The 23883-nt window shown below is 56.9% G+C and carries 18 protein-coding genes and 2 tRNA genes; 7 read left to right on the plus strand and 13 right to left on the minus strand.

Annotated features, from left to right (window positions below):
• Nucleotides 1-33 precede the first annotated feature (33 nt).
• From NH344_RS00790 to NH344_RS00800, 3 genes are all read left to right on the plus strand, one after another.
• Nucleotides 34-1974, plus strand: coding sequence for an exoribonuclease II (locus NH344_RS00790; protein WP_253027398.1), 1941 nt, complete (start codon nucleotides 34-36; stop codon nucleotides 1972-1974).
• Nucleotides 1975-2108: 134 nt separating this feature from the next.
• Nucleotides 2109-3227, plus strand: a complete 1119-nt coding sequence (locus NH344_RS00795) for a glycosyltransferase family 1 protein (RefSeq protein ID WP_044627826.1) — start codon at nucleotides 2109-2111, stop codon at nucleotides 3225-3227.
• Entirely contained in the window at nucleotides 3205-4221 is a 1017-nt protein-coding gene (locus NH344_RS00800) for a lysylphosphatidylglycerol synthase transmembrane domain-containing protein (RefSeq protein ID WP_058576927.1), read from the plus strand. Before NH344_RS00795 ends, NH344_RS00800 begins: the two co-directional genes overlap by 23 nt.
• An 85-nt stretch (nucleotides 4222-4306) precedes the next feature.
• Here the strand turns inward: NH344_RS00800 and sucD are convergent, their stop codons facing one another.
• From sucD to sdhC, 9 genes are all read right to left on the minus strand, one after another.
• Entirely contained in the window at nucleotides 4307-5179 is an 873-nt protein-coding gene (gene sucD, locus NH344_RS00805) for a succinate--CoA ligase subunit alpha (protein WP_044627828.1), read from the minus strand.
• Nucleotides 5179-6345, minus strand: coding sequence for an ADP-forming succinate--CoA ligase subunit beta (gene sucC / locus NH344_RS00810; RefSeq protein WP_016914526.1), 1167 nt, complete (start codon nucleotides 6343-6345; stop codon nucleotides 5179-5181). Before sucC ends, sucD begins: the two co-directional genes overlap by 1 nt.
• 163 nt (nucleotides 6346-6508) lie before the next feature.
• Complete coding sequence (gene lpdA, locus NH344_RS00815) at nucleotides 6509-7948, minus strand: dihydrolipoyl dehydrogenase (protein ID WP_044627829.1); 1440 nt, start codon at nucleotides 7946-7948, stop codon at nucleotides 6509-6511.
• Nucleotides 7949-8060: 112 nt separating this feature from the next.
• Nucleotides 8061-9605, minus strand: coding sequence for a 2-oxoglutarate dehydrogenase complex dihydrolipoyllysine-residue succinyltransferase (gene odhB, locus NH344_RS00820; protein ID WP_044627830.1), 1545 nt, complete (start codon nucleotides 9603-9605; stop codon nucleotides 8061-8063).
• A 38-nt stretch (nucleotides 9606-9643) separates the two neighbouring features.
• Nucleotides 9644-12478, minus strand: a complete 2835-nt coding sequence (locus NH344_RS00825) for a 2-oxoglutarate dehydrogenase E1 component (protein ID WP_253027399.1) — start codon at nucleotides 12476-12478, stop codon at nucleotides 9644-9646.
• Between the two features lie 331 nt (nucleotides 12479-12809).
• Nucleotides 12810-13520, minus strand: a complete 711-nt coding sequence (locus NH344_RS00830) for a succinate dehydrogenase iron-sulfur subunit (RefSeq protein ID WP_016914530.1) — start codon at nucleotides 13518-13520, stop codon at nucleotides 12810-12812.
• A 27-nt stretch (nucleotides 13521-13547) separates the two neighbouring features.
• The gene (sdhA, locus tag NH344_RS00835; RefSeq protein ID WP_062359303.1) at nucleotides 13548-15323 is read right to left on the minus strand and encodes a succinate dehydrogenase flavoprotein subunit; all 1776 of its coding nucleotides are present in this window, start codon (nucleotides 15321-15323) and stop codon (nucleotides 13548-13550) included.
• 3 nt (nucleotides 15324-15326) lie between these two features.
• Nucleotides 15327-15674: a succinate dehydrogenase, hydrophobic membrane anchor protein gene (gene sdhD / locus NH344_RS00840; protein ID WP_062373586.1), complete on the minus strand. Its 348-nt coding sequence runs from the start codon at nucleotides 15672-15674 to the stop codon at nucleotides 15327-15329.
• Entirely contained in the window at nucleotides 15668-16045 is a 378-nt protein-coding gene (gene sdhC, locus NH344_RS00845; RefSeq protein ID WP_196781579.1) for a succinate dehydrogenase, cytochrome b556 subunit, read from the minus strand. Before sdhC ends, sdhD begins: the two co-directional genes overlap by 7 nt.
• Before the next feature lie 487 nt (nucleotides 16046-16532).
• Here sdhC and gltA point away from each other — a divergent pair, with 487 nt between their 5' ends.
• Nucleotides 16533-17819, plus strand: coding sequence for a citrate synthase (gltA, locus tag NH344_RS00850; RefSeq protein ID WP_062359304.1), 1287 nt, complete (start codon nucleotides 16533-16535; stop codon nucleotides 17817-17819).
• A 92-nt stretch (nucleotides 17820-17911) separates the two neighbouring features.
• Nucleotides 17912-18793, plus strand: coding sequence for an NAD(P)-dependent oxidoreductase (locus NH344_RS00855; protein ID WP_054640940.1), 882 nt, complete (start codon nucleotides 17912-17914; stop codon nucleotides 18791-18793).
• A 376-nt stretch (nucleotides 18794-19169) separates the two neighbouring features.
• Here NH344_RS00855 and NH344_RS00860 read toward each other — a convergent pair.
• From NH344_RS00860 to gltX, 3 genes are all read right to left on the minus strand, one after another.
• A tRNA-Glu gene (locus NH344_RS00860) sits at nucleotides 19170-19245 on the minus strand.
• A gap of 51 nt (nucleotides 19246-19296) precedes the next feature.
• A tRNA-Ala gene (locus tag NH344_RS00865) sits at nucleotides 19297-19372 on the minus strand.
• A 131-nt stretch (nucleotides 19373-19503) separates the two neighbouring features.
• A complete protein-coding gene (gltX, locus tag NH344_RS00870; RefSeq protein WP_062359306.1) occupies nucleotides 19504-20982 on the minus strand; it encodes a glutamate--tRNA ligase in 1479 nt (492 codons plus the stop codon).
• A gap of 287 nt (nucleotides 20983-21269) precedes the next feature.
• On the opposite strand from gltX, the gene NH344_RS00875 reads away from it, so the two are divergent.
• The gene (locus NH344_RS00875; RefSeq protein WP_044627838.1) at nucleotides 21270-21794 is read left to right on the plus strand and encodes a helix-turn-helix domain-containing protein; all 525 of its coding nucleotides are present in this window, start codon (nucleotides 21270-21272) and stop codon (nucleotides 21792-21794) included.
• 19 nt (nucleotides 21795-21813) lie between these two features.
• Here the strand turns inward: NH344_RS00875 and NH344_RS00880 are convergent, their stop codons facing one another.
• Complete coding sequence (locus NH344_RS00880; protein WP_058576929.1) at nucleotides 21814-22392, minus strand: hypothetical protein; 579 nt, start codon at nucleotides 22390-22392, stop codon at nucleotides 21814-21816.
• A gap of 394 nt (nucleotides 22393-22786) precedes the next feature.
• On the opposite strand from NH344_RS00880, the gene dusA reads away from it, so the two are divergent.
• Complete coding sequence (dusA, locus tag NH344_RS00885) at nucleotides 22787-23830, plus strand: tRNA dihydrouridine(20/20a) synthase DusA (protein WP_062359351.1); 1044 nt, start codon at nucleotides 22787-22789, stop codon at nucleotides 23828-23830.
• Nucleotides 23831-23883 lie beyond the last annotated feature (53 nt).

The raw sequence follows: 23883 nt of genomic DNA on the forward strand, positions 1-23883 counted from the left end.
GTGGCAACCTACTCTCGCCAACTGATTGAACACATGCTTCAAAACAACTCCCTGCTTGCCCAGCTCAAGCAACAGATCCGTGAAACCACCCCGCGCGCTGAAGGGGTGATCAAAGCCACAGAAAAAGGCTTTGGTTTTCTTGAAACTGATAGCGGCGAATCCTATTTCGTGCCGCCCCCCGCCATGAAACAGGTGCTGCACGGCGACCGTGTGGAAGCCGTGATTCACGAGAACGGCGATAAAAAATCGGTTGAGCCTGAAAAGCTTATTGAAGCCGGTTTAGACCGCTTCGTTGCTCGCGTGCAAAAGCGCGAAGGCCGCCTCGCGGTGGTGCCGGATCACCCCTCGATTCGCAACGTTCTAAAAGCACGCATCAAAAATAGCCTGGATGAAGACTCCATTGCCGACGGCGATTGGGTCGTGGCGCGTTTGGTGCGTCACCCGCTAAAAGAGAACGACCGCGGCTTCTTCTCCCAGATCGATGAGTTGGTGGCCAAAGCCGACGACCCCGCCGTGCCGTGGCGCGTGACGCTTGCTCGCCACGCGCTGGAGCAAGAGTGCCCGGATGCCGGCAGCGATTGGCCGCTACGCGACGAGGGACTGACGCGGGAAGACCTCACCGCACAGCCCTTCTTTACCATCGACGGCGAAAAGACGCGAGACATGGACGATGCCCTACATGTGGTGACCCGTCCCGAAGGCGGCTGGCAGCTGAGCGTGGCGATTGCCGACCCCACCGCTTATGTGGAAGAGGGCCACGCTGCTGACCTGGAAGCCCGCGTCCGTGCATTTACCGTGTACCTGCCGGGCCAGAACGTGACCATGTTGCCCGAGCAGTTGGCGGATGATCTTTGCTCGCTGCGGGAAGGCCAAGAGCGCCCTGCCCTGGCCTGCACGCTGAACATTAACGCCGACGGCAGCCTGGGCGACTACCGCTTCTTCGCGGCCAACGTGAAGTCCCACGCTAAGCTAGTGTACGAGCGCGTCTCTGATTGGATTGAAGGTCAAGGCGACTGGGCACCGGCAGATAATATTGCCGAGCAGCTACACGCCCTGCGTGAGCTGACCGAAGCGCGTACCGCGTGGCGCAACGAGCACGCGCTGGTATTTAAAGATCGTCCTGATTACGTGTTTGATCTGGATGAAGCGGGCAACGTGCTGGGGATTCACACCGAAGACCGCCGCATTGCCAACCGTATGATCGAAGAGTCGATGATTGCTGCCAACGCCTGCTGCGCGGATTTCCTGGCTAGCCATATCGGCCACGGAATCTTCAACGTACACCGCGCTTTCGAGCCGGAAAAAGCTGAAGCGGCACAAGAGTTCCTGGCGACTCAAGACATCGAAGTGGCCCAGGAAGCACTTACCGAGCTTGCCCACTATAAGGAGCTGAAGCGTGCGCTTGAAAGCCGCGACGACGCTTGGCTGGATGCGCGCCTGCGCCGTTTCCAGGGCTTCACCAGCATGTCGGCTCAGCCTGGCCCGCACTTCGGCCTGGGGCTGCCCGCCTACGCCACCTGGACCTCGCCGATTCGTAAGTATGGCGATATGGTCAACCACCGCTTGATCAAGCGCGTGCTGAAGGGTGAGCAGGCTCCGGCAGAAGCCAGCCAGCAGCTCACCGAGCAGCTCACCGAGCGCCGCCGTCTGAACCGTATGGCCGAGCGCGACGTGAAAGATTGGCTTTACGTGCGCTACCTGACCCCGGCGGCGCAGAATCAGGACACCTTCGACGCCGAAATCATGGCGATCAACCGTGGCGGTATGCGGGTTCGCCTGATAGAAAACGGCGCGACGGCGTTCGTGCCTGCCCCCTTGATGCACAGTGACCGCGATAAAGTGGTCATCGATGACAAAGAGGGCCGCATTCAGATCGAAGGCGAAGAGCGCTTCAAGCTGGGCGATAGCCTGCGCGTATCACTCACGGAAGCCCGTGAAGAGACACGATCGCTGGTCGCCAAACCTGCTGACTAAACGCAGCCAACACGTGTTCGCGCCACGGCTTTGCCGTGGCGTTTTTATTTCTGCTCCAAGGTGACGTTGTCGCAGAACTGACTTATTTCTACCCTAAGGTAATTCGATGACACTCATGTGGCTCGGAGGTTACCTTGCACATCGCCGATGTGACCATGTTCCACGCCCCGGCAAGTGGCGGCGTTCGCACCTATTTACAGGCCAAGCACCGCGTCCTCTCGCGCACACCCAACCTCCGTACCAGCCTGCTGGTGCCAGGGGCTGAGCGTGATAGTTTGGGCGACCACCACACGCTACCAGCGCTGCATCTGCCTCTTGGACAAGGCTATCGATTCCCGCTGCGCCGCCGCCCTTGGCGTGATGCTTTGGTAGACCTCTCCCCCACGTTGATCGAAGCAGGTGATCCGTATGTGACCGCCTGGGCCGCGCTGGAGGCTGGCCAGCGGCTAGGTGTGCCAGTGGTGGGGTTCTACCACTCCGACTTACCTAACTTAATGGGGGACCGTTTTGGCCGCCATGTTCGCCAACGGCTAATTCGCTACGTGGTGGACCTGTACCAGCGCTTTGATAGCGTGCTTGCTCCCTGCCATGCGATGGCCAACCGACTCACCGAGTGGGGCGTGCCCAACGTGCGCGTGCAGTCGTTAGGGGTTGATTTAGAGCAGTTTCACCCTTCACGACGCGACCCCGGCTTCCGTACGGCCATGGGTATTCCTGCGGATAAAAAGCTGCTGATCTTTGTTGGCCGCTTTTCCCGAGAAAAGAATATCGACGTACTACTCGCCACCATGCGGGCGCTTGGCAGCAACTACCACCTGCTGCTGATGGGGCCGGGCATGCCGACTCAAGTACCTAGCAATGTCACGGTGGTAAACCGCTGCTGCGGTAGCCATGAAGTGGCCCGAGCGCTTGCCAGTAGCGATGCGCTGCTGCATGCGGGCACCCGCGAAACCTTTGGGCTGGTGGCCCAGGAAGCGATGGCCAGCGGCCTGCCGGTGATTGGCGCGCGGGCAGGCGCGCTGATCGAGAACGTACCGCTGGGCGCGGGCGTGCTCTGCCAGCCGCTTGACCCTGACGCGATGGCGGACGCCTGCTCCGCGCTGTTTAGCAACGATATTGCCGCCAGCGGACGCTACGCGCGCCATTTTGTTGAGCGCCAGTTTAGCTGGGATAGCGTCATTGGCTCGCTGCTGACGCACTATGTCGACCTCTGTGGACTCGAACAGCCCGATGCCCGTGTCGTCCGTCGCTAAACCTCAACGGCTGCTGCGCTTTCGTCCGCTACACGCCGTTCTACTGCTGGCTGCTCTGGTAGCGCCACTGGTGCTCACATCGCTTGCAGGGGGCAGCAAAGCGTTTGAGCATGTGGCGCAGTTTCCCATTAGCCTACTGGTTCTGATGATCGCCATGGCGGCGCTATGCTGGAACTTGAACGCCGCCCGGCTGCGCCTGATGCTCAACGGCCGAGCTGGCCAGCTTGGGCAGCGCGGCGCGCTGGGCATCGAGCTGGCGGCGAAGTGCGCGCTCTGCGCAACGCCAGGCGGTAGCGGCGGCCCGGCCACTCTGCTGTTATTACTTGCCCAGCGGGGATTTTCGCCCTCAAAAGGCACCGCCGTGTTTCTCATCGACCAGGGGTGCGACCTGCTGTTCTTTCTGCTGATGCTGAGCGGTTTGGTGGCGATGTCGGTTTTCGGGGATGCCCAGTGGCCACACCAGGGGCTGGTACAGCTCTCGTTACTGGGATTGGCGCTGTTAGCGGTGGGCGTCTCGCTGATGATGGGGTACTTACCCAAGCTGCTGCGTACTCAACGCCAGTGGCTAGCCTGGATACGCCCTAGCCGCAGGCGCTGGCTGGTTAGGCGACTGTTACGCTGTCGCCATGCGCTGCGTATGACGCTGGCGCTACCCAAAGCCACGTTGGCAGCGATGCTGGCACTCACGACCCTACACTGGCTGCTGCGCTACAGCTTGCTGTACCTAGCGGTGATTGGCATCGGGGGGCATGCCGACTGGCTCTGGACGTTTTTAACTCAGATGCTAGCTATGGCCGCCAGCCAATTCAGCTTTCTCCCTGGCGGCGCAGGGGCGGCTGAAGTGGGGGTGGGAAGCCTGTTGCTGCCCTTGATGGGCCGGGAGCAGGCCGTGGCCGCCGTGCTGGTCTGGCGGCTGATTAGCTACCACTTGTATCTTGCCGCCGGTGCGCCGCTGCTACTGCTCTACAGCGCGCGACTGCTGCGTCAGCGCTAGCCGCCTCACCGCTTTACTTAACCTCCTCAAACGCAAAAAGGGCACCCAAGGTGCCCTTTTCAGCGTCACGAAGAAAGTGCGCGGCTTACCAGCCGGTCACTTCTTTCAGCGCGTCGCCAATTTGCGCCAAAGAGCGAACGGTTTTCACACCGGCGTCTTCAAGAGCCGCAAATTTCTCATCGGCAGTACCTTTACCGCCAGAGATGATGGCGCCAGCGTGGCCCATACGCTTGCCAGGAGGTGCTGTCACACCGGCAATGTAGGAAACCACCGGCTTGGAAACGTTGGCCTTGATGTAAGCCGCGGCTTCTTCTTCGGCAGTGCCGCCGATTTCGCCGATCATCACGATCGCTTCGGTTTTCGGGTCCTTCTCGAACATCTCCAGGATGTCGATGAAGTTAGAACCCGGAATCGGGTCGCCGCCGATACCGACACAGGTAGACTGACCGAAACCGTGGTCAGTGGTCTGCTTAACGGCTTCGTAAGTCAGGGTACCAGAGCGGGAAACGATACCAACGCGGCCCGGCTGGTGGATGTGACCCGGCATGATACCGATTTTGCACTCACCGGGAGTGATCACGCCCGGGCAGTTCGGGCCGATCAGGCGTACGCCCAGCTCGTCGCATTTTACTTTTGCGTCGAGCATATCGAGGGTCGCGATGCCTTCGGTGATGCACACGATCAGCTTGATGCCAGCGTTCGCAGCTTCAAGGATCGAGTCTTTGCAGAACGGTGCCGGTACGTAGATCACGCTGGCTTCTGCGCCGGTTTTCTCGACCGCTTCTTTCACGGTGTTGAAAACAGGCAGGCCCAGGTGCGTCTGGCCGCCTTTGCCCGGCGTAACACCACCGACCATTTGCGTGCCATAGGCAATCGCCTGCTCGGAGTGGAACGTGCCCTGGCCACCGGTGAAACCTTGGCAGATGACCTTGGTGTTCTTATCGATCAGGATGCTCATTACTTGCCCTCCGCTGCTTTTACAACCTGCTGAGCCGCGTCGGTCAGACTGGTAGCAGCGATGATGTTCAGACCGCTAGACGCCAGTTTTTCAGCGCCCAATTCAGCGTTGTTACCTTCCAGGCGAACGACCACCGGGACGTTAACGCCCACTTGCTCAACGGCACCGATGATGCCTTCAGCAATCATGTCGCAACGAACGATGCCGCCGAAGATGTTCACCAGAACAGCTTTCACGTTGTCGTCAGACAGGATGATCTTGAACGCTTCTGCGACGCGCTCTTTGGTCGCGCCGCCGCCAACGTCCAGGAAGTTAGCGGGTTTGCCGCCACTCAGGTTGACGATATCCATGGTGCCCATAGCCAGGCCTGCGCCGTTGACCATGCAACCGATGTTACCGTCGAGGGCGACGTAGTTAAGTTCCCACTTCGCCGCGTCGGCTTCACGCTGATCTTCCTGGGAAGGATCGCGCATGGCCTGCAGGTCCGGGTGACGGTACAGGGCGTTGCTGTCGAGGCCCAGTTTGGCATCCAAGCAGTGCAGGTTGCCTTCGTCAGTGATGACCAGCGGGTTGATCTCAAGAAGTGCCAAATCCTTGTCGTGGAACAGCTTGGAGAGACCCAGGAAGATCTTGGTGAACTGCTTCACCTGATCGCCTTCCAGACCCAGCGCGAACGCCAGCTCACGCGCCTGGTAGGGCTGTGCGCCGACCAGCGGATCGATTTCAGCTTTGAGAATCTTTTCCGGCGTCTCTTCGGCGACGGTTTCAATCTCAACACCGCCTTCGGTAGAGGCCATGAAGACCACACGGCGGGTAGTACGGTCAACGACCGCGCCCAGGTAGAGCTCGTCGGCGATGTTGGTGCAGGTCTCTACCAGAATCTTGGCAACCGGCTGACCTTTTTCGTCAGTCTGGTAAGTGACCAGGTTCTTGCCCAGCCACTGCTCGGCGAAGGTTTTGGCTTCTGCCGGGTCCTTGATCAGCTTGACGCCGCCCGCTTTACCGCGGCCGCCAGCGTGAACCTGGGCTTTGACGACCCACATGTCGCCGCCGATTTTTTTGCACGCTTCTACTGCTTCTTCGGGAGTGTCCACGGCAAAGCCTTTGGACACTGGCAGACCATAATCAGCAAACAGCTGTTTGCCTTGATACTCGTGAAGGTTCATCGATTCATGCCATTGGTTGCATGTGACTCGAACGATGATCAGTCGCCCTGAAGAACATCTTGCAGGTGCTGGTCATCCCCGTGCTTTCATGACGGCGAGTTGCCCACGCCGCCATGAAAGTGTTGCGCCACCTGACGGTGGCGCTTGGTTGTTGCTTAGCGAATTACTTGCGCTTCTTGCGGTTGGCCATGTGAATGGCATGACCTTCTACCGCCAGAGCAGCTTCGTGCACGGCTTCCGACATGGTCGGGTGCGCGTAGCAGGTCAATGCCAGGTCTTCGGCGCTGGAGCCGAACTCCATGGCGATCACGCCCTGGGCGATCATCTCACCGGCGTGCTGACCCACGATGTGCATACCGAGAATACGGTCGGTTTCCGCATCGGCAATGATCTTAGCGCTGCCTTCGGTGGCGTTGTTGGCCATGGCACGGCCGCTGGCTGCGAAGGGGAAGCTACCGGTCTTGACTTCGATACCCTTGGCCTTGGCGTCCTGCTCGGTCATGCCGACCCAGGCCACTTCCGGGAAGGTATAGATGACGCTGGGGATAGTGTCGTAGTTCATCTCGGCCTTGTGACCGGCGATGATGTCCGCCACCATGATGCCCTCTTCAGACGCTTTGTGCGCCAGCATCGGACCGCGTACACAGTCACCGATGGCGTAGACGCCCGGCACGTTGGTGCGGCACTGGTCGTCCACGAAGATGAAGCCACGCTCGTCCAGCTCGACGCCCACGCCATCGGCCACAACGCCTTTGGTATAAGGACGACGGCCGACACATACGATCAGCTTGTCGAAGGTCATCTCTTGATCGCCGTTGGCATCGGTGTACTTGACGACGACTTCGTCACCGTTCGCTTCCGAACCGGTCACACGGGCACCCAATTTGATGTCCAGCCCCTGCTTCTTGAGCAGTTTCTGGGTCTCTTTGGCAATCGCGGTGTCGACCATCGGCAGGAAGGAGTCCATCGCTTCCAGCACGGTGACTTCAGAACCCAGACGGTTCCATACGCTGCCCAGCTCCAGGCCGATGACGCCCGCGCCAATGACGCCAAGACGCTTCGGCGTTTCCTGGAATTCCAGTGCGCCGGTGGAATCGACGATTAGGCCTTCGGTCAGCGGCGTGGGCGGAATTTCCACCGGCACGGAGCCTGCCGCGATGACGATGTTGTCGGCGTCGTAAGTGGTGGTGTTGCCGTCGAGGTCGGTCACCTCAACCTGCTTGCCAGACACCACTTTACCGGTACCTTCGATGGCGGTCACGCCGTTGGCCTTGAACAGGCCAGAGATGCCGCCGGTCAAGTTCTTAACGATCTTGTCCTTGCGCGCCATCATCTTCTTGACGTCCATGGTCACGTCGCCGGCTTCGATACCCATGTCGTCGAAATCGTGCTTGGCTTCGACGAACTTGTGCGAGGCTTCAAGCAGCGCTTTGGACGGGATACAGCCTACGTTCAAGCAGGTACCGCCGTGAACGACGTTACCTTCTTTACCGATCCATTTTTCAACACAGGCGGCTTTCAAACCCAGCTGCGCAGCGCGGATAGCCGCTACGTAGCCACCAGGGCCTGCACCAATAACGATCACGTCAAACTTGTCAGCCATGTTGGCTCCTTTAGCTTGGTGGCCTCCTCCCGGGTGGATGACAGCGGGTAGGAGGCTGTGTGCGATTAACTCAGCGTGCTCAGCACTAGCGAAGGCGGATCAGCGCGCTTCGTTATACGTCTAGCAGCAGACGGGCCGGGTCTTCCAGCAGCTCTTTAATCGTAACCAGGAATTGTACCGCGTCTTTGCCGTCGATCATGCGGTGGTCGTAAGAGAGTGCCAGATACATCATCGGGCGAATTTCGACCTTACCGTTCACCGCCATCGGGCGTTCCTGGATCTTGTGCATCCCCAGGATAGCGGTTTGCGGCGGGTTGATGATCGGGGTCGACATCAGCGAGCCAAAGATACCACCATTGGTGATGGTAAAGGTGCCGCCCTGCATTTCGTCGATGCCGAGCTTACCGTCACGCGCACGCTTGCCAAAGTCGACAATCGTCTTCTCGACGTCGGCAATTTTCATGTTGTCAGTGTCACGCAGAACCGGCACCACGAGACCACGATCCGTCGATACGGCAACACCGATGTCCTGGTAACCATGGTAAACGATATCGGTGCCATCGATGGAGGCGTTGACATCCGGGAAACGCTTGAGAGCTTCGGAGGCGGCTTTCACGAAGAAGCCCATGAAACCAAGCTTGGTGTCGTGGGCCTTCAGGAAGGTATCTTTGTACTGGGCACGCAGCGACATCACCGCACCCATGTCCACTTCGTTGTACGTGGTCAGCATGGCAGCGGTCTGCTGTGCCTGAACCAAGCGCTTGGCGATGGTTTGACGCAGACGGCTCATCGGTACGCGCTTCTCGGCACGCTCACCCTCGACCGCTGGCGCAGCAGCGGCTTTGGCGGGTGCAGAGGACTTGGCCGCTTTCTTGGCCGAACCATCCTTGACGGCTTTCTGAACGTCTTCTTTCAGAATGCGACCGCCTTTGCCGGTACCTTCGATCTTGGAAACGTCCAGATCGTGCTCGGCAACCATCTTGCGAGCAGCCGGTGCCAACACTTTGCCACCCACCTTCTCATCGGCGCCTTCATCGTCAGCGTCGCTGGAAGCGCTGCTGGAAGAAGAAGCGCTGGCCTGGTCACTGCCACCGCCCTCTACGAAGGTTGCCAGAATCGCTTCGGACTCAACCTGGCTGCCTTCTTCTGCCTTGATTTCCGCCAGGGCACCATCGGCAGGCGCTACGACTTCCAGCACGACCTTGTCGGTTTCGATGTCGGCCAGCACTTCGTCACGCTTGACCGCTTCGCCTACTTTCTTGTGCCAGGTCGCCACGGTGCCTTCCTGAATGGACTCGGGGAAGCTAGGTGCCTTCACGTCGTGCTGCTTGCCTCCGGCTGGCTTGGCGGCTTCTTTGGACTCGGCCTTCTCGGCGCTGTCATCGCTGGCGGCACTCTCTTTCTTGCTGCCAGCACCGCTCGCTTCGCCGATCTTGCCCAATACCTGCTCGGACTCGACGGTATCGCCTTCTTCGGCCATCACGTCGGTCAGGGTTCCCGCTTCCGGTGCGACGACTTCAAGTACCACTTTATCGGTCTCGATTTCAACGATCAGCTCGTCGCGTTCGACGCTGTCACCCGGCTTTTTGTGCCACGCGGCCACGGTGCCTTCGGCAACGGATTCCGGAAAGGTTGGCGCTTTGATCTCAGTAGCCATGTCGTTTCCCTTATGTGTTCTCTAAACCCGGTGGGCGCTTATAGGTTAAAAGCGTCTTCCACCAGCTGGCGCTGCTGTTCAGTGTGGACGGACATGTAGCCCGCTGCCGGAGCAGCCGAGGCAGGACGCCCTGCGAATTTCAACTCACGTCCAAGGCCATCTTTCAACATATCGGCCACGGTACGCATGTGGTGCTGACTGGAGTACCAGGCGCCTTGGTTCAGCGGCTCTTCCTGACACCATACGATGTCTTCCACATTGGCATACGCCTGGAGCACTTCCAGAAGCTCTTCTTTCGGGAAGGGATAGAGCTGCTCTAGACGAATGATCGCCGTGTCGTCACGCTCGTTTTCAGCGCGCCAGTTAACCAGATCGTAGTAGACCTTGCCTGCGCACATAATGACGCGGGTGACGTTGTCGGCGTCGAGATTCGCTTGATCCGGCAGTACCATGTGGAACTTGCCGTAGGCGAGATCTTCCAAGCTCGACACTGCTTCTTTGTGGCGCAGCAGCGACTTAGGCGACATGACCACTAGCGGTTTACGCAGCGGACGAATCACTTGGCGGCGCAGCAGGTGGAAAATCTGCGCTGGCGTCGTCGGTACGCACACCTGCATGTTGTGCTCGGCGCACAGCTGCAAGAAGCGCTCTAGACGGGCAGAAGAGTGCTCGGGCCCTTGGCCTTCATAGCCATGAGGCAGCAGCATGGTCAAGCCGCACAGGCGACCCCACTTGGTCTCACCGGAAGAGATGAACTGATCCACTACCACCTGAGCGCCGTTGACGAAGTCACCAAACTGCGCTTCCCAAATAACCAAGTCATTCGGGGCGGTGGTCGAGTAGCCGTATTCGAATGCCAGCACGGCTTCTTCTGATAGGAAGGAGTCGTGGATGGTAAAGCGCGGCTGACCGTCGGCCATATTCTGCAGCGGCACATAGGTCGACCCGTCTTTCTGGTTGTGCACGACCGCGTGACGGTGGGAGAACGTCCCACGCCCCACATCCTGCCCGGTGATGCGGATAGGATGACCTTGGTCGAGCAACGTGGCGTAGGCCAGCGTTTCGGCAAAGCCCCAGTTGAGCCCCATGCCACCCGCCTGCATTTTACGTCGGTCTTCGTAGATTTTGGCGACCTGACGCTGAACATCGACACCGTCGGGGATTTCACACATCTTCGCCGCCAGCTGTTGCAGGCGTTTCATGTCGAAGGTGGTGTCGGCATTGCCGGTCCACTCATGGCCCAGGTAGGGAGCCCAGTCGACGAACAGCGACTTGTTGGGTTCCTGAACCAGCGCGTTGGCCACGTGATTGCCTGCCACGAGATCATCGCGGTAGGTTTCCACCATGGCTTTGGCGTCGTCTTCGGACAGCACGCCCTGCTCGATCAGGCGCTGCGCATACAGCGTGCGTGAGGAGGGGTGATCCTTGATCTTGGCGTACATCAGCGGCTGGGTGCCCGATGGCTCGTCGGCCTCGTTATGGCCGCGACGGCGGTAGCACACCAGGTCGATGACGACGTCTTTCTTGAACTGCTGACGGTAATCCAGGGCCACTTGGGTGGCGTGAATGACCGCGTCCGGATCATCGCCGTTGACGTGGAAGATCGGCGCCTGAACCATCTTGGCAATGTCAGTACAGTATTCGGTGGAGCGTGCATCGGCCGGGTTGGAGGTCGTGAACCCCACCTGGTTGTTGATGACGATGTGTACCGTGCCACCGGTCTTGTAGGCGCGGGTCTGAGACATCTGGAATGTCTCCATGACCACACCCTGTCCCGCGAAGGCGGCATCGCCATGAACATTGATCGGCAGCACTTTGCTTCCGTCAGCGTCATTGCGGCGATCCTGGCGGGCACGTACCGAGCCTTCCACCACCGGCGCGACGATTTCGAGATGCGACGGGTTGAACGACATGGCCAGGTGGACTTCGCCACCAGGCGACATGACGTTGGAGCTGAAGCCCTGGTGGTATTTCACGTCACCAGAACCACGCTCGATGACTTTCTTGCCATCGAACTCGTCGATCAGATCCGCAGGGTTCTTGCCCAGGATGTTGACCAGCAGATTCAAGCGGCCACGGTGGGCCATGCCGATCACGACTTCCTTGGTGCCATAGCCACCGGCGCGCTGAATCAGCTCGTCCATCATCGGTACGAACGACTCGCCACCTTCCAGGCCGAAGCGCTTGGTACCCGGGTACTTGGAGGCCAGGTAATTTTCCAGGCCTTCCGCAGCCGTCAGGCGTTCCAGTACGTGCTTGCGCACGTCATCGCTGAACTTAGGCGCACTACGTACCGACTCAAACCGACGCTGCAGCCAGCGCTTCTCTTCGGTATCCACGATGTGCATGATTTCGCAGCCGATGGAGCGGCAGTAGGTCTGCTCCAGCGCGTCGACGATCTCGCGCAGCGGTGCTTTATCAATACCCAGGAAGAAAGAACCTGTCTGGAACTCGGTATCAAGATCAGCTTTGGACAGCTGATGGAATGACAGGTCGAGGTCAGGGACGGGGGTGGGATTACGCAGACCAAGCGGGTCGATATTGGCCTTTTGATGGCCACGGAAGCGATACGCGTTGATCAGCTGCAGAACTTTGACCTGCTTTTTGTTTTCACCGCTGTCGGACGCGGCGACTACCCGGCCTGGGCGCCTTTCACGGCCAAGCTGGTAGAACTGATCACGAATGGGGCTTAGTGGAACATCGTGGGAGGCACTGCCTTCAGCACGCGGCAACTGATCGAAATAGCTGCGCCACTCGTCTGAGACAGAATCAGGATCGGCGAGGTACTGCTCGTAAAGCGCTTCCACGTAGTGGACATTGCCACCACTAACGTGAGAGGAACGCCACATCAACTCCATTATGCCTTGTTGCATCTCTCGGTCACCCTGCACTGATGGGGTGGTATCGGCATCGCTGCATGCGTGCAACGACATCGCTATTGCCCTGCCGGCGGGGCGGGACGTTTGCCGGCGGCGCCGACCTGTGGCCGGTAGCCCTTTTCATACACGTATGATGACGCGTTTCATTACCAGTTCATGCTCAAAAGCCGGTACTTGTCGCACCGGCTTTTAAACTTGGCTGATCCATGGTGCGGCGCGTCGCCGCACCATGACAGCCCCTATGATAACAAGCGAAGCGCCACGATTTAAGTAGCTTTGTGATGCAACTTACGTGGTAGTCGCTTTTTTTCACAGGATTAATGAGTTACGTCGCATCTGCGAGCAACATTTCACGAATTTTACCAATTGCACGGGTCGGATTCAGACCTTTCGGGCATACCGCCACGCAGTTCATGATGCCGCGGCAACGGAACACCGAGAACGGGTCTTCCAGGCTGGTCAGACGCTCACGCGTGGCGGTATCGCGACTGTCGGCCAGGAAGCGGTATGACTGCAGCAGACCCGCCGGGCCCACGAACTTGTCCGGGTTCCACCAGAACGACGGGCATGAAGTCGAGCAGCACGCACACAGAATACACTCGTACAGACCATCCAGTTTGTCGCGCTCTTCCGGCGACTGCAGACGCTCAATGGCTGGCGCTGGCGTATCGTTCTGCAGGTACGGCTGAATACGCTCGTACTGCTTATAGAACAGACCCATGTCAACCACCATATCACGGATGACCGGGAGGCCAGGCAGCGGGCGCAGCGTCAGTTTGTTGTTTTTCACAACATCGGACAGCGGCGTGATGCATGCCAAGCCGTTTTTGCCGTTCATGTTCATGCCATCGGAACCGCATACACCTTCACGGCAGCTACGGCGATAGGCTAAACCGCTGTCTTGCTCTTTCATCAGGTGCAAAACATCCAGCACCATCAGATCACGGCCTTTGGTATCGACCTGAAACTCCTGCATATAAGGCGCGGAGTCGGTTTCCGGATTGTAGCGGTATACGGATACCTGAAGATTGGACATGGTGACTCCCTCTCGTCAGTGCGGAGATTAGTAGGTGCGAACCTTAGGCTCGAACGTATCAACAGTTTTCGGCTTGAAGTTAACGTCGCGCTTCTTCAGCTCTTTAGTTGCTGGGAAGTAGAGCGAGTGTTTCAGCCAGTTGACATCATCACGGTCTGGGTAGTCGTAGCGCGAGTGGGCACCACGGCTCTCTTTACGCTCAAGGGCAGCAATCGCCGTTGCTTCTGCCACTTCCATCAGGTTGTCCAGCTCCAGCGCCTCAACACGAGCAGTGTTGAATACATTGGATTTGTCCGGCAGGTGCGCATTGGCAATACGGCCACGCAGTTCCGCTAGCTTTTTGACACCTTCCTGCATGTTTTTCTCTTCACGGAATACACCGAAAGAGTTCTGCATGATGTCTTGAAGCTCGGCTTTCAGCTCAGGAATGCTTTCGCCGCCCTCTTCAGACTCGTTCCAGCGCGTAATACGCTTCATGGCGAATTCGATGTCTGACTCGGAAGCGTCCAGATACTCGATACCTTCGTTCAGCGCGCCTTCGATGAACATGCCCGCAGCGCGACCGAAGACCACCAGATCCAGCAGCGAGTTACCGCCCAAGCGGTTAGCACCGTGTACCGATACACACGCCGCTTCGCCACACGCGAACAGACCGTTGACGATCTTGTCGTTACCGCTCTCGTCCTGGGTGATCGCTTGACCATGAATGTTAGTCGGGATACCGCCCATCATGTAGTGGCAGGTCGGCACGACTGGAATCGGGTCTTTCGCCGGATCAACGTGAGCGAAGGTTTTAGACAGCTCTACGATACCCGGCAGACGCTTACCAAGCACTTCTTCGCCCAGGTGATCCAACTTCAGGAACACGTGGTCGCCCTTCTCGCCACAGCCGCGGCCTTCGAGGATTTCCATGACCATGGAACGCGCCACGACGTCACGGCCCGCCAGGTCTTTGGCGTTGGGCGCATAGCGCTCCATGAAACGCTCGCCATCCTTGTTGACCAGGTAGCCACCTTCACCACGGCAACCTTCGGTGACCAGCGTGCCCGCACCGTAAATACCGGTCGGGTGGAACTGCCACATTTCCATGTCCTGCATCGGGAAGCCGGCGCGTAGCGCCATGCCGATACCGTCACCGGTGTTGATCAGGGCGTTAGTGGTCGACGCGTAGATGCGTCCGGCACCGCCGGTCGCCAGCACGGTGGCTTTCGACTTGACGTGCACCACTTCGCCGGTTTCGATACACATGGCGATACAGCCCACCACGTCACCGTTGGCGTTCTTGACCAGATCCACCGCGTACCACTCGTTCAGGAACGTGGTGTTGTTCTTCAGGTTGTTCTGGTAAAGGGTGTGCAGCAGCGCGTGACCGGTACGGTCGGCGGCGGCGCAGGTACGTGCGGCCTGACCACCTTCACCAAAGTTCTTGGACTGACCACCGAACGGACGCTGATAGATGCGGCCATTGTCGAAACGCGAGAACGGTAGGCCCATGTGCTCGAGTTCGAAGACGGCCTTGGGGCCTTCCGAACACATGTACTCGGCAGCGTCTTGGTCAGCGATATAGTCGCCGCCCTTGACGGTGTCATACATGTGCCAGCGCCAGTCGTCGTTCGGGTCGGCGGAGGCAATCGCACAGGTAATACCGCCTTGAGCAGAAACCGTGTGAGAGCGTGTCGGGAACACTTTGGACAGTACGGCTGTCTTCTTACCAGATTTTGCCAGTTCAAGCGCAGCACGCAGGCCAGAGCCACCACCACCGATGATAATGGCGTCGAATGTCAGGCTACGAAGGTTAGACATGTATCAAGCTCCCCACAGAATTTGAATGCCCCACACCAGGTACACGAAGATGGCCAGAATGATCAGCGTCTGGGCACCCACGCGCAGGCGAGTGGACTTGAGGTAATCGGTGGTGACGGTCCACAAACCGATCCAGGCGTGCGCAGCGATAGAGACAAACGCCAGCAGCGAGAAAATGCGCATCCACGTTTGCTCGAACAGCCCGCTCCAGGTGTAGTAGTCCAGGTTCGGATTAAACAGCAGGTAGGCAACAACGAAAACCGTGTAAAGGGCCAGGATGACCGCAGAAACGCGCTGCATCAGCCAGTCGGACAGCCCGCTACGGCCAAAACTTGTGATATTGGTTACCATACCCAAACTCCTGCCAGAATAATCAGAACTGCACTCACTACCACAGTAGCCTGTGCTTTTTTAACGCCACCTTCTAAGGTCACCCCAATATTGGCGTCCATCAGCAGGTGCTTGATGCCTGCCACAAAGTGGAATGCCAAGGCAGACAGCAGCCCCCACGCAACGAGCTTGGCAAAGAAGTTGTTGGCTAAGGCACTGCTGACAGCATCGAAGCCAGCCGGAGATGACAGGGATTTACCCAACGCCCAAAAAGCGAAAATCAGGCCAACGAACAGGATCACACCCGTGATACGGTGTGTAATCGACGTTAGCGCCGGTAGTGGGAAATGTATCGTCGTTAGATCTAGGTTTACGGGTCGTTTGCTATTCACGGCGTTATACACACTCTCTTGGCCCGCTCAGCGACAGGTCGGGCATAGCCCGAGCGGGCAGTGGTTGCTGGAAGGGGCTCGGCCGTTGCCAAGTCGGGCACGACCACCTACCTGCCGGTCGCGCGCCGTGGATTATAAGAACCTTAGCCCCTGCTGACAAACCGAACTCAGACTGAACTCGACCATGGTGCAAGAAAATAGCCAATGGTCTGAGTCGATTTTGCGATGCAGCATGGTTATAGTGACATTAGATGGACGGTTTGATAAGCCTGTTAACGTATCGTCAACCCTCTGTCACTTAGGTACTATAGACCCCAGTTAATCATATACAATTATTATCCAAAACCGCACATCCCGTACAAGCATGTCTAGCATTACGGCTAATTGACAAAATGTCGCACGCTTCTATAGTGGGCAAGCCTTTTCGCCGGCGCGGCATGCGAAACAACGACTTTACGTCCCAAACCGAACTCGAAAGGAGGCCATCATGGCTGACAGGAAAGCGACATTGACGGTAGACGGTCTCGACAAGACGATCGAACTACCCATGTATTCCGGCACACTTGGCCCCGACGTCATCGACGTGCGCGGCCTAGGTGCTGAAGGCCTGTTTACCTACGATCCCGGCTTCATGGCCACCTCTTCCTGCCAGTCCGCAATCACCTATATCGATGGCGGCAAGGGCGTACTGCTGCACCGCGGCTACCCCATTGAACAACTGGCGAAAGAGTCGAACTTTGTAGAAGTTTGTTACACCCTGCTGTTTGGCGAGCTTCCCAATGATGAGCAGTATGCTGATTTCGAATCTCGCATTCGCAATCACACCATGGTGCATGACCAGATCAACAACTTCTTCAAAGGGTTCCGCCGCGATGCGCACCCGATGTCGATTCTGTGTGGTGTGGTAGGCGGCCTTGCCGCTTTCTACCATGATCACATGGACATTACTCAGGAAGAAGATCGGGTGATCAGCGCTATTCGCCTCATTGCTAAAATGCCGACCCTGGCAGCAATGTCGCACAAATATAACGTTGGCCAACCGTTCAACTATCCGCGCAACGACCTGAGCTATGCAGAGAACTTCCTCTACATGATGTTCAGCAACCCGTGCGAAGAGTACAAGATCAACCCGGTGTACGCGAAAGCCATGGACCGCATCTTTATGCTGCATGCGGACCACGAGCAAAACGCCTCTACCTCGACCGTTCGTCTGGCAGGCTCAACTGGCGCCAACCCGTTTGCCTGTATCAGCGCGGGCATTGCGGCCTTGTGGGGTCCGGCGCATGGCGGTGCCAATGAGGCCGTGCTGAACATGCTCGACGAGATCGGCGACGACTCAGAAGAGAACATTCAGCGCTTCGTCGACAAAGCGAAAGACAAGAACGACCCGTTCAAACTGATGGGCTTCGGTCATCGCGTCTACCGCAACTTCGACCCACGCGCCAAAGTGATGAAAGAGACCTGCGACGAAGTACTGGCCGAACTCGGTATGGCCGATGACCCGCAGCTCAAAATCGCCAAGCGCCTGGAGCAGATCGCCCTGGAAGATGAATACTTCATCGAGCGTAAACTGTACCCGAACGTTGACTTCTACTCAGGCATCATCCTGAAAGCCATGGGTATTCCGACCAATATGTTCACTGTGATCTTTGCAGTATCGCGCACCATTGGCTGGATCTCTCACTGGCACGAAATGCTCAGCGAAAGCTACAAAATCGGCCGCCCGCGCCAGCTGTATATCGGTCACGAAAAACGTGACTATCCTACCAAGTGATTGGCGGCTAACGCGCTAATGCACGCATAGGATGACAAAGGCCACCCACGGGTGGCCTTTTGTTTGCTTCCTACCAACAACAAAGGTGTTTTATGCGATCTATTACCACCGTTGCTTTTATTGGCCTAGGCGTAATGGGCTACCCTATGGCCGGCCACCTTGCCAAACAAGGCCTTACCACTCGCGTTTACAACCGTACTGCCAGCAAGGCAGAGGCATGGGCCAAGGCGTTTGGCGGCACGGCTCATTCAACACCCGCCGAAGCGGCTGAGGGCGCTGATTTAGTGTTGGTATGCGTGGGAAATGACAACGATGTTCGCCAAGTAACCACCGGGCCAGACGGCGCTCTCAGCACCATGATGAGCGGCAGCTACCTAGTAGACCACACCACCGCGTCGGCCGATCTGGCCTTGGAGCTGGACGCAGCTTGCCGAGAGAAAGGCGTTGCATTTATTGATGCACCGGTGTCTGGCGGCCAACAGGGGGCCGAGAACGGCGCGCTAACGATTATGTGCGGCGGTGAGCAAAACCACTTCGACACTGTGGCGCCCTTTCTCAACCACTACGCCCGCGCCGTCACACTGATGGGAACTGCCAGCAGCGGTCAGCTCACCAAGATGGTGAACCAAATCTGTATTGCCGGTTTAGTGCAAGGGCTAGCGGAAGGACTGCATTTTGCGGAACAGGCAGGACTAGACCAGCATCAAGTGATTGACGTCATCTCCAAAGGAGCGGCTGGCTCCTGGCAAATGGAGAACCGCCACAAAACAATGATCGCCAATGAGTATAACCACGGCTTCGCGGTGGACTGGATGCGCAAGGATTTGGGCATTTGCCTAGAGCAAGCACGTAGGCTAAATGCCACCCTCCCCGTTACCGCCCTAGTCGACCAGTTTTATGCGGATGTACAGCGCATGGAAGGTGGCCGCTGGGATACTTCATCGCTATTGAAACGGCTGCGCAAGCCTGAATAACGCTTGACTTTTTAGCACTGCCAGCCTGGACAGGGTTTTCCACACTATCTGTGGATAACCCTGTTCACAACCACTAGAAAACGCCCCACAATCGCCATGGACAGTGACCCAGCCTTAAATTGATCATTTTTTAACCTAACGTAAGACACTGATTTTAAACAAATTAAGCTAAACAGCTGATTTTTTGCTTCATATTTATGTGGCTGTGCACAACCCCTTTCACAAAGATGCAAAAGTGGACAAGTCAAGCACAATATTGACAAAAAACGCGTGAAATAGACGCAAGTTCTAAATGGCGGGAATGCAAAAAGAGCAAGTGAGGAAACTCATTGCTATTTGCTAATCAGAATATTTTGAGGAAGCAGACAAAACGAGGTGGCGTCCCATAAGGGGTTCGAACCCTTGTTACCGCCGTGAAAGGGCGGTGTCCTAGACCACTAGACGAATGGGACGTATCTAACCTGGAAGCATCTTTGACAAGGCAACATCAGTGCTACTGATATTGGTGGAGCCTAGCGGGATCGAACCGCTGACCTCAACACTGCCAGTGTTGCGCTCTCCCAGCTGAGCTAAGGCCCCACATGTCGCGAAGACGGAGCGTATATTACTGATTCGCCTGATCTTCGTCAAGCCTGTTTATCGAAGAAAACGCCGCGCTCTCACGCTAAGATCGCGCGGCGCTCTTCTCAATCACCAGTGACGATGATTATTTACAGGTCGCGGTACTCTTTTTCAAACCGCTTCGCCTGCTTTTTGGACACGCCACCCAATACGGCAATCGCATGGCGAAGCCGTGCACGCGTCACGTCAGAGCCAAGAATAGCCATCGCATCCATCACCGAGGTGCTTGAGGTACTGCCTGTAATGGCAATAAACACTGGTGCCAGGAAGGCCTTCATTTTTAGCTCAAAGTGTTCTGCCAGACTTTTGACTTCCTCCAGCAACGCTTCTTTATGCCAAGCAGAGACGCCTTCAAAGCGCCATACCAGGAACTGCAGCAGCTTCACTAGCTCTTCGTTGTCCAGCTTCACGCTGTCAAAATCATCTTTAGTGATTGTGGGCAAGCCAGAGAAAAAGTGGCCCGCCAGCGGAACAACCTGGGAGAGCGTTTCTACCCGAGGGCGGACTTGCGGCAAAATCTGCTTCACGTAGGCATCATTGAACGCCCACTCACGCAGCGCTTGCAGCAGTGCGTCGTCGTCCAAGTCTTCACGGATATAAACACCGTTCAACCACGTCAATTTCTCTAGGTCGAACACGGGCCCGCCGAGTGAGACACGCTGAATATCAAATTCTGCCATCATCTCTGACAAGCTGAATTTTTCACGCTCATCAGGCATCGACCAACCCATACGGCCCAGGTAATTGGTCACGGCCTGGGGTAAAAAGCCCATGCGGCGATAGTAATTGATCGACGTTGGGTTTTTACGCTTGGAGAGCTTGGACTTATCCGGGTTACGCAGCAGCGGCATATGGCAAAGCTGCGGCATTTCCCAACCAAAGTACTCATACAGCAGTTGATGCTTCGGCGCGGAATTGATCCACTCTTCACCACGCAGCACGTGGGTAATGCCCATTAAATGATCGTCCACCACGTTAGCTAAGTGGTACGTAGGCATACCATCTGATTTCATCAGAATCTGAGCATCAACCTGCGCCCAATCCACTTCAATCGTACCGCGCAGCATATCGCTAACCACGCACACGCCTTCGCTGGGCACGTTCATACGAATCACATAGGGCCAGCTTTCCTGCTCACGACGTGATTGCTCTTCTGCGTCCAGGGCTAAATCAGTTGGCTTCAATGCCAAATGCAGGCCTGCCTCTTTGCGTGACTCGCGCAGCTCATCAAGCTCTTCGCTGGTGCGGTAACACTTAAAGGCATGCCCGGCGTCTAGCAACTGCTGGGCATACTTCGCATAAATATCGCCCCTCTCGCTTTGCCGATACGGCCCGTGGGGACCACCTACATCCGGGCCTTCATCCCACTCAAGCCCCAACCAACGCAATGAGTCGAGAATCATCTGCTCTGACTCAGGAGTGGAGCGTACTTGATCGGTGTCTTCAATACGCAAAATGAACTGACCGCCGTGCTGGCGAGCAAAGCAGAGATTAAACAGTGCAATATAGGCCGTGCCTACATGAGGGTCTCCAGTAGGAGAAGGCGCGATACGAGTACGTACGGTCATCAACAGTTCCCTTTAGCAGTTAAGCGTGGCGCCATTATACGCACCCTAAGAACAACCAACAGCATTGGAAAGGGAACGAGTTTGACTTAAAAGCGTCTGATCGAAAGCTCTCAGAACATAGATAGGAAGATGCGCGTTAAAGCACAATCGCTTAGTATGGTGTAGTACCTATGATTCGTGTTCATAAATGAGAATGGGTTGCACCTTTCTCTGCATGATCAGAGCGCCGTCTTAACGGGCGGAAGTACATTCAACGAGCTGATTTAGCTCATCGATAGGAAAATGAAATGGAATCGCTAGGCTCACGTATCAAGCAACTGCGGCTTAGGGCCAAGCTCAACAAAGCTGCCCTTGCTCGTAAAGTTGGCGTGTCAGATGTCACCATTTCTTACTGGGAGTCCGGGGCGATCAAACAGATCGGCCACGAGCGCTTAGTGGCGCTCGCCGATGCCCTTGATTGCTCGCTGGCGACCCTTTTGGAAGGTGACAGTGCGCCTCAACTGTTGACCCTGACCCATACTGGTCCCCTCCCCTGGGAACAGGTTCAGGCAACGACCATTACCGTACCGCATCATCTGCCGTTGAAGATTGACTGGAAAGCACCTTGCGTGATGGCCACCCCTGGCAAAGAAACGGATTTTTCACCAGTAGCCTCTGGTGATTTGCTGTTGCTTGGCCCAACGCATGTGTTTCATAAAGCAGGCCACTATCTCATCCAGCGTGATGGCCGATTTGTCATTGAGCACTTCTCCAAAGCGCCCACTGACACCTCGATTCATGCGGTGTTGTTAGCACACTGGTGTCCTGCCTAAAGCATCTACCTCCCCATCCCTACTTGTCCTCAATAACGTCCACCTGGTCGCGGGTCCGTCTTGGTTCACTGCCTACCAAGAAACGGCGCGAGTAGGTGGCTACCTGCCCTAACCCATGGCGGGACTGGCTGATGAGCTCTCCCGCCAAGTATTCACCCTGGGTACCAATGCGCGCCTGCACGCTTTCTGGCTGAACGGCAGCCTCACCTAACTGCACGGTGACAAGATAATTGCCATCCGGTAAGCCACTGCCAGAGCCTAGTGGGCCAGCTTCAAATTTACCATTCACCACACGTGTACGCTCTTGCCAGCGTACGCGGCTAATTTCTCGCTCTACCACTACTTGTAGCTGGGCATCATTTGGCAGATTGGTTTCGCCTTCCACCATCAAACGCCGGTCTGGACGTAAAAAAGCAGCGGTTGAAATCATTACATTGAGCGGCTCAACCTGTTGTGCAGGCGGCTCAGGTTCAGAAGCACGCTCTTCGGCCACTGAGTGTGGCTGGTGTTGTGCGACCTCTTCCTCAGGCCCACTACAGCCGTACAACAGCAGGGTACCCACTAGCGCCACGCCAACATAACCTAGCGTTTTCCCCATAATGACTCCTCATCTTCTGTAATAGGCGTAATGCTGCCTCTCTCGGGCTCTCACCATACCGCTTTTGACCACAAAATACGCAAAGTGATGCAGGGGTTTATAAGAGCTGATGAGGGCTGCGCGATAATTGAGACAGACCCCTCACCCCTTCTTAGAGACGCCATGCCTCTCCAAGGGGTCCACAGTGTTAGGACCTCAACGGTCGTACAGAGATAGCTTAGCTTTGTACTGTTCATAGCTTCTTGCGTACAATCGCACGTCAACGATGCCCCTTCGAATACATAGCCATGGTGCACCACCGCTTTTCGCTACACGGCAAGAAACTTGCTATTGGTACATTAGTGGTACATAGAGCATGACTTATAGATAGCATCTTATGATGCAAGTGATTGATATGAAGAAACAAAGCCCAGCAGACATGGCACGCCGATTCTCCGTCGCCCCTATGATGGATTGGACTACCCGAGACTACCGCGCCTTCGCCCGCACGCTCACCAAGCGGGCGCTGCTGTATACCGAGATGGTGACCACCGGTGCGGTGCTGCACGGCTCCCCGCGTGAGCGCTTTTTGGGCTATAGCGAGGTGGAGCATCCGATTGCTTTGCAGTTGGGGGGCAGCGATGCGGGTGAGCTGGCGGAGTGCGCAGCGATTGCGCAGGCGTGGGGCTATGATGAGGTCAACTTAAACGTTGGCTGCCCCAGCGACCGGGTGCAGAACAATATGATTGGCGCGTGCCTGATGGGCCATCCCGAAAAAGTGGCGGCGGCGGTGAAGGCCATGCAGGCGGCGGTGTCGATTCCGGTCACGGTGAAGTGCCGTATTGGTATTGATGACCAGGATGAAGACGCGGATTTAGCGCGGTTTATTGATATTGTGGCCTCAGCAGGCTGTGAAGTATTTACCGTGCACGCCCGAAAGGCGTGGCTTCAGGGGCTATCGCCGAAAGAGAATCGCGATATTCCGCCGCTGAATTACCCAAGAGTGCACCGGCTAAAGCAGAGCCATCCTGAGCTGCATATTGGTATCAACGGCGGGATTAAAACCCTGGCGGAGTGCCAAGCGCAACTTGAGCAGGTGGATAGCGTGATGGTGGGTCGTGAGGCGTACCAAAATCCGTGGTTATTGGCAGGCGTGGATGAGCAGCTCTTTGGCGAGCCGGGCCCGGTGCGTACACGCTTGGAAGCGGCCACGGCGTTTCGCCCATACATTCAGCAGCGGTTGGATGAAGGTGCCAAGCTGAACCATATCACTCGCCACTTGCTGGGGCTTTTTCAGGGCTGCCCTGGCGGGCGTCGGTTCCGTCGTCATCTCTCGGAGCACGCACATAAAGAGGGTGCAGGCTTACGCTTGTTTGATGACGCGCTCGGCTTGGTTCGTGAGCCTGAGTTCGAAGCGGAGCCTCTCGACGAGCAAACAAACCGCCAGCCCGTGACCTAACGACCAACAGGCTGGCGGTTTAACGAACGCCCAGCGATTTTATCGTTGGGCGT

Origin of the sequence: Halomonas sp. Ps84H-12, from assembly GCF_024124725.1 — a bacterium.
In the GTDB taxonomy this organism is placed as follows: domain Bacteria; phylum Pseudomonadota; class Gammaproteobacteria; order Pseudomonadales; family Halomonadaceae; genus Vreelandella; species Vreelandella aquamarina.

Excerpts from the sequence above, each read along its gene's own strand:
- sdhA (WP_062359303.1), bottom strand. The coding sequence starts at position 15,323 with ATGTCTAACCTTCGTAGCCTGACATTCGACGCCATTATCATCGGTGGT.
- NH344_RS00790 (WP_253027398.1), top strand. The coding sequence starts at position 34 with ATGCTTCAAAACAACTCCCTGCTTGCCCAGCTCAAGCAACAGATCCGT.
- NH344_RS00830 (WP_016914530.1), bottom strand. The coding sequence starts at position 13,520 with ATGTCCAATCTTCAGGTATCCGTATACCGCTACAATCCGGAAACCGAC.
- NH344_RS00875 (WP_044627838.1), top strand. The coding sequence starts at position 21,270 with ATGGAATCGCTAGGCTCACGTATCAAGCAACTGCGGCTTAGGGCCAAG.
- sucC (WP_016914526.1), bottom strand. The coding sequence starts at position 6,345 with ATGAACCTTCACGAGTATCAAGGCAAACAGCTGTTTGCTGATTATGGT.
- dusA (WP_062359351.1), top strand. The coding sequence starts at position 22,787 with ATGAAGAAACAAAGCCCAGCAGACATGGCACGCCGATTCTCCGTCGCC.
- NH344_RS00880 (WP_058576929.1), bottom strand. The coding sequence starts at position 22,392 with ATGGGGAAAACGCTAGGTTATGTTGGCGTGGCGCTAGTGGGTACCCTG.
- gltX (WP_062359306.1), bottom strand. The coding sequence starts at position 20,982 with ATGACCGTACGTACTCGTATCGCGCCTTCTCCTACTGGAGACCCTCAT.
- NH344_RS00825 (WP_253027399.1), bottom strand. The coding sequence starts at position 12,478 with ATGCAACAAGGCATAATGGAGTTGATGTGGCGTTCCTCTCACGTTAGT.
- sdhD (WP_062373586.1), bottom strand. The coding sequence starts at position 15,674 with ATGGTAACCAATATCACAAGTTTTGGCCGTAGCGGGCTGTCCGACTGG.
- NH344_RS00800 (WP_058576927.1), top strand. The coding sequence starts at position 3,205 with ATGCCCGTGTCGTCCGTCGCTAAACCTCAACGGCTGCTGCGCTTTCGT.
- odhB (WP_044627830.1), bottom strand. The coding sequence starts at position 9,605 with ATGGCTACTGAGATCAAAGCGCCAACCTTTCCGGAATCCGTTGCCGAA.
- gltA (WP_062359304.1), top strand. The coding sequence starts at position 16,533 with ATGGCTGACAGGAAAGCGACATTGACGGTAGACGGTCTCGACAAGACG.
- sucD (WP_044627828.1), bottom strand. The coding sequence starts at position 5,179 with ATGAGCATCCTGATCGATAAGAACACCAAGGTCATCTGCCAAGGTTTC.
- lpdA (WP_044627829.1), bottom strand. The coding sequence starts at position 7,948 with ATGGCTGACAAGTTTGACGTGATCGTTATTGGTGCAGGCCCTGGTGGC.
- NH344_RS00855 (WP_054640940.1), top strand. The coding sequence starts at position 17,912 with ATGCGATCTATTACCACCGTTGCTTTTATTGGCCTAGGCGTAATGGGC.